This is a genomic window from Oribacterium sp., from assembly GCF_057249185.1.
Window position 1 is genome coordinate 1 of record NZ_DBHIGR010000098.1, and the last position, 8,326, is coordinate 8,326.

General features: G+C 37.9%; 7 protein-coding genes. All 7 read right to left on the bottom strand.

All coding sequences use genetic code 11. The annotated features are described in order from the left end of the window. Positions 1-1,148: N-acetylmuramoyl-L-alanine amidase family protein (locus ACO4PX_RS06585; protein ID WP_485572038.1), on the bottom strand; the 1,148-nt coding region annotated here is incomplete at its 3' end. A 350-nt stretch (positions 1,149-1,498) separates the two neighbouring features. Continuing rightward, positions 1,499-2,212 (bottom strand): DUF6577 family protein, encoded by a 714-nt coding sequence (locus ACO4PX_RS06590; RefSeq protein ID WP_485572039.1) that lies wholly within the window; start codon positions 2,210-2,212, stop codon positions 1,499-1,501. Positions 2,213-2,419: 207 nt separating this feature from the next. Beyond that, the gene (locus ACO4PX_RS06595) at positions 2,420-2,584 is read right to left on the bottom strand and encodes a hypothetical protein (protein ID WP_485572040.1); all 165 of its coding nucleotides are present in this window, start codon (positions 2,582-2,584) and stop codon (positions 2,420-2,422) included. Between the two features lie 307 nt (positions 2,585-2,891). Then, positions 2,892-3,617, bottom strand: a complete 726-nt coding sequence (locus ACO4PX_RS06600) for a hypothetical protein (RefSeq protein WP_485572041.1) — start codon at positions 3,615-3,617, stop codon at positions 2,892-2,894. Positions 3,618-3,722: 105 nt separating this feature from the next. Next, entirely contained in the window at positions 3,723-4,838 is a 1,116-nt protein-coding gene (locus ACO4PX_RS06605; RefSeq protein ID WP_485572042.1) for a hypothetical protein, read from the bottom strand. Between the two features lie 405 nt (positions 4,839-5,243). After that, entirely contained in the window at positions 5,244-7,346 is a 2,103-nt protein-coding gene (aepX, locus tag ACO4PX_RS06610) for a phosphoenolpyruvate mutase (RefSeq protein WP_485572043.1), read from the bottom strand. A gap of 153 nt (positions 7,347-7,499) precedes the next feature. Then, positions 7,500-8,326, bottom strand: an 827-nt coding sequence (locus ACO4PX_RS06615) for a DegT/DnrJ/EryC1/StrS family aminotransferase (RefSeq protein ID WP_485572044.1), incomplete at its 5' end; no start/stop codon positions are given.

Below are 8,326 nucleotides of genomic sequence, written 5' to 3' on the forward strand. Positions count from 1 at the left end.
TATTCAATTTTTTCTAAAAGCTTCTTTCGCTTGGCAAGCTCTTTTTCCGTCTGCCTTCTCTGCTTTTCAGCCCTTCTTGCCAACTCTTCTTCGGAAAATGTGTTTTCTTCTTCCGTTGCTTCCGTGGTAAAGCCTGTATTTTCTTCAGTATTGCTTACAGAGCCGGATTGGCTATCACCAAAAAGCTTGCTTTGATTTGAGTCGGTCTCTACCGTAGCGGAGCTGTTACCGGCGCCTGAATGGAAGCCTCCGCCAACAGAACTTGCAGATGAGCCGGAAGCACTTGAAGTAGAGCCGGAACCACTGCCGGAACTGAAACCGCTTCCGGAACCGAAGCCACCGGAACTTGAGCCACCGCCGGAACCGGAGCCGCCACTAAAACCGCCTCCACCGCCGGAACCTGAACCGCCACTAAAACCGCCCCCGCCACCGGAACCACCGCTTCCACCGAAGCCGGCAATACCCTTAATCAGAGTAATTTGTTCTCCCCCATTTACATTTATCTGCTGGCCATCCGCGGTTCCCGCCTTAGCTTCCTTTTCTACCTGCGCAGAGCGCCGGGAGGAAACGCCCTTTCCTTCTTCATGTACCGGCTTACCATCCTGAACCCACTGCCCGTTTGCGGAAATGCTGTATCCATCCGGAGTCTTCTCCTCAGTAGCCATTGTTCCATTATCCTTCAGAAAATAACAATAGCCGTCCACCCAGGTCCAGCCCTGAGCCATCTTTCCCCAGTTTGCGGTATCCGTCTTCAAAAAATACCATTTTCCGTCTGCCAGAATCCAGCCATCCTGCATTTTCCCGGTAAGAGGATCAAAATAATACCAGCTGCCGGAAATCTCCCTCCACCCCTTCTGGTTTTGTCCTTCCACCTGATACTGCCACTGTCCCTCTGATTGTATCCATTTTCCCTCTGCTTGGGCCGTTAGGGAAAAGAACGGAAGGGTCAGAGCCAGAGGAATAGACAGCATAAAGGAGCGAGAAAAAACGTATAAGGGATGTCCCCCGTTCTTTCTTGCCCCTATAGTTTTATCATTATATTTTTGTGTATGCTTCCGCACAAGCTTCTGTGAATGCTTTTCAACTGTATGATAAGCCCTATGTTCTGCCAAGCCGTCCATGACTTGACTATCCTGATCCCATCCCATAATGCTTCTCCTTCTATTAGCGAGTCCATTGTCCTAGGATAGAAACTAACAATCGTCTTCCAATCATATTTCTTAGGGATGGCATCGCTTAAACTAATTTTGCAAATACGCAAAGTAAAAATCGTAGGTAGTACGGATGATTAAAGAAATTCTGTACTACCTGCAATTTCGGCAATATCGCAAAAATGATAAGCAGTTTTCACAAAATGAAACCTGTTTAATTATTTATTCATAGTAATCGTTACGAAATCGAATACCTGTCGTATGTGGTGCAAAAGCGGTCAACTTATCTCCCAGTATGCATTCAACGCTTTGAACTAAGGAGTGTAAAATTATTTTATGTCAGCATATTACGATCCTATTCTTAAATCCGTTTTATCTATATGTAGCAATACCTTGCTCCTTGCATTCCTCCTGCTTGCATATCGAAACAACTTACTCTCATCAATATAAAAATCCTGAAACGCCTGATGAAAAATATTATCATACTCCCCTCTACTGACACAGGATAAAAGAAGCTTATCTGCCACAAGATCTACCAGCATCTTTTCAAGCTTTGTTTCCCAGACAGCTCCTTCACTCTTCGGGGATTCAGAAATCAGTTTTTTTATAATAATCATATCATCTGACCAATACTGATGAAATGTTTCCACGGAGGGATTCAAGAGAATCTTACCGGTATATTGTTCTTTCAAGGAATCAAAAACATAAGTTCCTAGTCCTGATTCCACGGAGACAAATATCACATTATGGGCAATCTGATGATTTACGAATTCATTAAATTGGACCAGTTCAAAAATGCGAAAATCAAGTTCCGGATATTGTTCCTCAATCTTTTTTGCAAGTTCTAACGATAACTCCGAATACTGATAAGAGTAATTTCTCTTCGAATCCTCTGCTATGTGATAGCTATTTCTACCTACACGATAAATATTCCCATTCTCCAATAACTTCTGAAAATTATATCTTCCTGAGTCTTTCCTTTTATTTTTATTTTCTTTCTGAAAGGCAGTAATAAAGTCTTCTCTGGAGAAGTTTTTTTGATGTGAAAGATTATGTACCATATTATTCTTTGTTCTACCTCTATGTTCTACAAGTCGGCAAAATTTGCATTTTTTGCCGACTTACATATTTTGATGTGGAGTAAATGGTAAACAACCTGTCATCTTTTTTCTCTCCACAAAAATTGAGATAATCGTACAAAGTGTGAAAAGTTGAACGCACTTTTTCCACTTTGCACACTATCTCAGGGAGGAATTCAAGATGACAGGTTATTTGCCATTTACCCTTAAAATATTCTTTCTTAACTCGAGTAATGCTTCATTTCTTTTAATAGCTTCCTTTGAAGGCTTTGTAGATACCTGAAGCATAATTCTTTTCGCATCTTCACCGGATAAACTTGGGGTAGCTTGTATCCGCTTCACATCTACTCTCAAAGATTTAACTCCTTAACATATAATACCCACTCAATATAATCAGTTTATGTTACCAAACCATATAAAACGAGATATCGCACACTACGCGTGCGATACTCGTTAAGAATAAAACAAGTAACGATGCATTAAGTATTGCCGTAAATTCATTGCAGGATATGGCGATAAACATCGGAATGACATTTGATTCCGTATGACACCTCCACTCGGATTGAGTGGCTCTGAGTAATGGATTAAGTGGCTCTCAAACTCCAGAATAATCACATTCCATTTGTTATCTCCTCCTCGTATTAATAAACAACTACTGGCTCTATCCATCCATGTATTCTTTTTGAATTTGATATGCAACTTTATTTTCCATGCATATTTTTATCGAAAAGTATCCAAGTATAGAAAATAGTATGATATCGACACATGGTAATTTCCTTATTGCCAAATCATAAAAAGCATCAATCATTGCATTATCCCCGTATATAAGTACAGAAGCAACAATTGAGACAGCCGGAATTGCAATATAAATCAAAGCAAATCTCAATATAAATATAATGCTAGACCTGCCATAAGAACCCTCCGCCATTTCCAAACATCTTATCCAACGCTCAAAGCACAGAGGCCCGGAAAGCTTTATATTGGTATGTTTGATTCTTAGCCACTTTTCTACAACCTTCTGCTTTCTCTTCCACACTTTCTCATACTGCGATAATGTGTCAGATGATTTCCACAAAAGTTTTACTTTTTCTTCTAAAAAACAAATATAATCTCCAGCTCTTTTCAATCTCTGTGATTCTGCCAAAATTGTAAGGACGGCACACGCGCTAATCCAAGGAAGTAAAATCAATAAAAGGAAATGTACTATAACCAGATTATCTTTAAAATTATACAACATGGTAAGTATCGCACCAACCGCAGCAAGAGAAATCTGCATAGTTGTAAATATGTGAGAATGAGCACTATTAATTTCTTCTCGCATAGCATTATATTCAAGCTGAATCAATTTAAGCATCTTATCCTTATAATCTTGTTCATTTTCTTCCATAAGCTTCCCCCATAATCCCTTCAGTGATAGAAAACTAATTTCTCCTGTACTTCGACAAAATCATAAGGTTTCATAATACAATTCATTTATTACTTAATATTCTAATCATTCCTCCAGTCTTGCCATAAAGCTTTCTAAAGTAAAGATCGTTTGAGACCGCATCTGCTCTTCATTATTTTCAATAAAGGTGGCTATTTCTTTTTTATTCTTGGGGAGTGGAATAACATCCTTTATTTCCATGAATTTATCTTTTGCCAATAGCTCGGCGATACCCTTAAAGCTGAGTGTGTCTGACAGTTCAATGGAAGCTACTATATTATCTTGATGAAAATGGGTTTCATAAAAAGATTCGTAAAAACGCAAAGTGTCACTTTTTAATTGTATCTCTTTTATCCCTAGCTCTTCCTGTATGCCACGAAATACTGCTTTCGATATGTCCGGAGCTCCAGTCTCTTCATCAAAATCTGTCTCTGATAGAGCTTCTGTAACAGAAACATATATCCATTCTTTATCTTCCGTAAATGCTGCCTTTTTTGATCTCTTCGTTAAGAGAATCATATTATCTTTTGGAATAATTAATATCAAACTAATTCCAAATGAATTTCTTGACCAACTATATAATCCTTCCATGTCCTTTTGAACAAGACTACTATCAAATTGAATTTTATCGAGCAATCTCCCAATAATTTTATGTGTATAATAATCTGTTTCAAAAAAATCTATAGATAATATTGGTTGTTCTCTATTATCCGTCGTTCTTGATAGGCCATCTATATGATTTACGCCCAATGTCTTTCCATTAAAATAGTTACCTTGTGTTTTATCGCAAAAAGATTGATATACTTCCCTACGTATTTCTTCTAATGTTTCAGATAACGAATTGGCTTTTATAAAGCTATCAAACGATTCCGTCAATCTGTCCACAGAGGAAAAACACGCCTTTTCTTTATCTTCTCTATCTACGCCCACAGGCATCGCCAACAAAAATGCCTTTTCTGAATTAAGGCTTGCTTTAATATTAAAAGGAGAAAAAAAGGGAAAACCGCTGGAAGTAATGACTACATCCCGGTGTGCCCCATTATAAAAGTCATGAAAATTACAATCTATCGTTCTTTTTTTTAACTGCTTAGAAGCTACTCCGGTAATCCAGTCTAATAACTTATTTGCGGCAAATCCAAGAATAAAAGTTCCTATTGATATTGCAATACTCGTAACATTCATTTTTTGCATCTCCTAATAAAAGACCCCTGGGTGATTAGGTGGAAAGTTCTCGTTACATATCCTTTTGGTCACCAAATAATCTATTGTCAAATCTATATATCCGGTACAGAGGTATACGTTTTAAAATTTAAAAGTATCGTTAAGCATTTAGACTTTTAGAACATATACCAGTAAATACATCGGTGTTTTCGTTAATCCATAAGACTATGTCATTTACGGGTGCTATTAACTTAGAAGATGATGACAGGCGGAACTTCCTGTTGCTGCCGAACTTCCCCCCCAAAAGAGAGCCTGAACCCCACTCTGTGTATGGGCAGCTTCTTTTACCTTTCGGAGCAATAGACGCCGGCATTTCTGTAAAGACCATACTGTGCATAAGAGTCGTCTACTTTTTGATTCTCCTCCTCAATTTTCCTCTGGAATCAAACGGATAATTTCACTAAATGGCATAAGTATTTTATCGCATTCTGCCGCTCTTTCATTTACAAGTATAGTCTTCGCTGCATTTTCCATTGCAGGAACTGATGCGCGCATTAATTGATTCGCATATATCACAACATTTACACCTCGAGCTTTAAATTCTTCTTCTTTTACTGTATTGAAACTAGTTGGCACAACTACAATGTAGGTTTCTTTGTCTGCTGCACGGAAACGTTCTACAAAAGTAAAAATCTCAACTGGTTCTTTCTTTCTGCTATGAATCATAATAGCATCTGCTCCAGCGTCAACAAAAGCGAAAGCTCTATCCAGAGCATCATCCAAGCCTTTTTCCAAAATTAAGCTTTCTATACGAGCACAAATCATAAACTCCTTTGTTCGCTGCGCATTCTTTCCAGCACGGATTTTCTCTGAAAAACTTTCAATCGAATCCTGTGTCTGTTCCACTTCAGTTCCAAAAAGGGAATTTTTCTTTAAGCCCTTTTTATCCTCAATAATTACCATGGAGACTCCAAGTCGCTCCAAGGATCGTACAGTGTACACAAAATGTTCCTTGATTCCACCTGTATCTCCATCAAAAATTATAGGCTTTGTAGTTATCTCTGTAATATCTTCGATTGTTCTAAAACGAGAGCTCATATCTACGAGCTCAATATCAGGTTTCCCCTTTGCAGTGGAATCACAAAGAGAACTTACCCACATAGCATCAAACTGGTGGGCTGCACCTTCTTTATATACCTTAGTATTCTCAACAATCAACCCGGTTAAGCCATCGTGAGCTTCCATCACCCTCACAAACCCCTTCATATTGAGTTCTCTACGAAGACGTCCTCTGCGAAAATCTGGCATGGCAAGCTCTGCCTTACTTCGTTTTTCTAAGTCCTTATACTTCTCATCCCTAACATACGGAAATTCCACCAGTTTACCGCCGTACTCTGCCAATATGCTACAAACCTCATCCCTAATCGGTTTTTGGAAATCGTTCTGCCAATCATCTCCATGTATAACAAAATCTGGTTTAAAGTGCTCAAGGTTCTTCCGATAAGAAAGGCTATCCTGTTCCACAACCCTATCTACTCCAGCAATATTTTCAAACATTTCTTTTCGTTGCAAAAAAGAAAGAAGTGGATATCGTTTATAGGAAGAAACTACTTCATCCGTAAGCACTCCTACAATCACCTTACCTATTCTTCTTGCCTTCCGAAGCAACTCAAAATGTGCATTATATAAAATGTCCGATGAAAAACAAAGATAAACCGTTCGGTTTTTAACTCTAGAAAGAAGATGTACGACTACTGCAAGATCCTCAGGATTATCTACTTCTTGACATAATTGATTATCTATATCATAAAATTTAAGATTCATTTTTGAAAGTACAGTATTTAGGGCTTCTTCAGCATATTGTTTTTGCCAAAAAGTCACAAACCTAGCATTATGTCCCAGAGACTCTCTTCCATCTAAGTTTTCTTTCTCTTTTCTACCTTGCTCCTCATCACCATCATCTCTTCGTTCACAGAAATCTATAATAGCAGAAAGCCAAATCTCCCAATCCTCCTTTGTAAGTTTGTAAAATGGCTCAACACTATATGAATAGTTAAAGCCAGAAATACCGACCTTACTAATGTACCCATCAAGTATTTCAGCTTTAAAATCCTTTTCAGGAAGTTCCTTCGTAGTACTCCCTGCCATAAGCGATCCTTCCTGCTCTAAAAAACTAAAAAACACAGCGTTTTCCATAACAAGATCGCCATGCATGAGTAAGAGATCAGTATCATTTAAAAATGCTCTTGCGAGATAGATAGAATAAATGTAATTGGTATCCTCATACAAGGGATTGCACACAAAGCTAATATCTAAATCCAAGCCAAGGCTTTCCACATAATTTATCAACTTATCTTCGAACGGGCCGGTAGTAATCACAACCTCTTTGATACCGGATTCTTCAACCTGCCTAAGTTGCCTACTGATAATGGTTTCCATACTGGCTATCTCAGTCATACATTTGGGATGTTTACTAGTCAAGTCTCCCATACGACTTCCTTTACCAGAATTTAAAATTAATGCTTTCATTTCTTGCTCCTTTTATCTTACAACTTATATGCTCTAAGCAATTTGATTCCTTGCCGGAAAGGCAAGAAACTACATGATGTAAACTTTCATCAGCCATAAGTACACTCAGACAAATAATACTCAATTCAAACTTCTAACTCTATAATCCAATGATTAATACTCATTTATCACTTTTATGACAAAATCAACATACTCCATCTTCATTCCAGAATAAATAGGAATACTAACCTCATGTTTAGACAGGTTAGAAGCATTTGGAAACTCCTCCCATTCATGACCTTGTGCCGAAAAACATTCTGCCATAAATGGTGGTATTGGATAATGAACTTGCGTCCTTATTCCTTTGCTTAACATATAAGCGTTAAATCTTTTTTGGTCATCTACCAGTAATGGAAAAAGATGAAAAACATGAGATGCTTTTGCAGCTATATATGGCAAACATACTTTATCATTTTTTATCTCCAATAAATAACGTTTTGCAATAGCTTGCCTATTTGCATTAGACTCATCTAGGTGCTTTAAGCCTACAGATAAGATAGCTGCTTGTATTTCATCAAGTCTGCTATTTCTTCCTATGCTCTCATTATAGTACTTTACTTTGGATCCATAGTTGCGTAACATTCTGATTTTATCTGCTAAATCATCATCATTAGTCACAATTGCTCCTGCATCTCCTAGTGCTCCAAGAGGCTTTGTTGGATAAAACGAAAAACATCCAATAGTTCCTTGTGTACCAGTATAGTGCTGATTCCAGCAGCTTCCATGACTTTGCGCACAATCTTCAATAATATACAGTCCATATTTTTTTGCAATTTTTTCTATTGTATCCATATCGCATGACTGCCCATATAAATGCACTGGAAGAATCGCCTTTGTTCTGTTTGTAATTCTTTTCTCAATTTGATTAACATCTATCAGATAGGTATCTTCCGTTGAATCAACATAAACAGGAGTAGCACCATTCTCTGTAATCCCCAAAG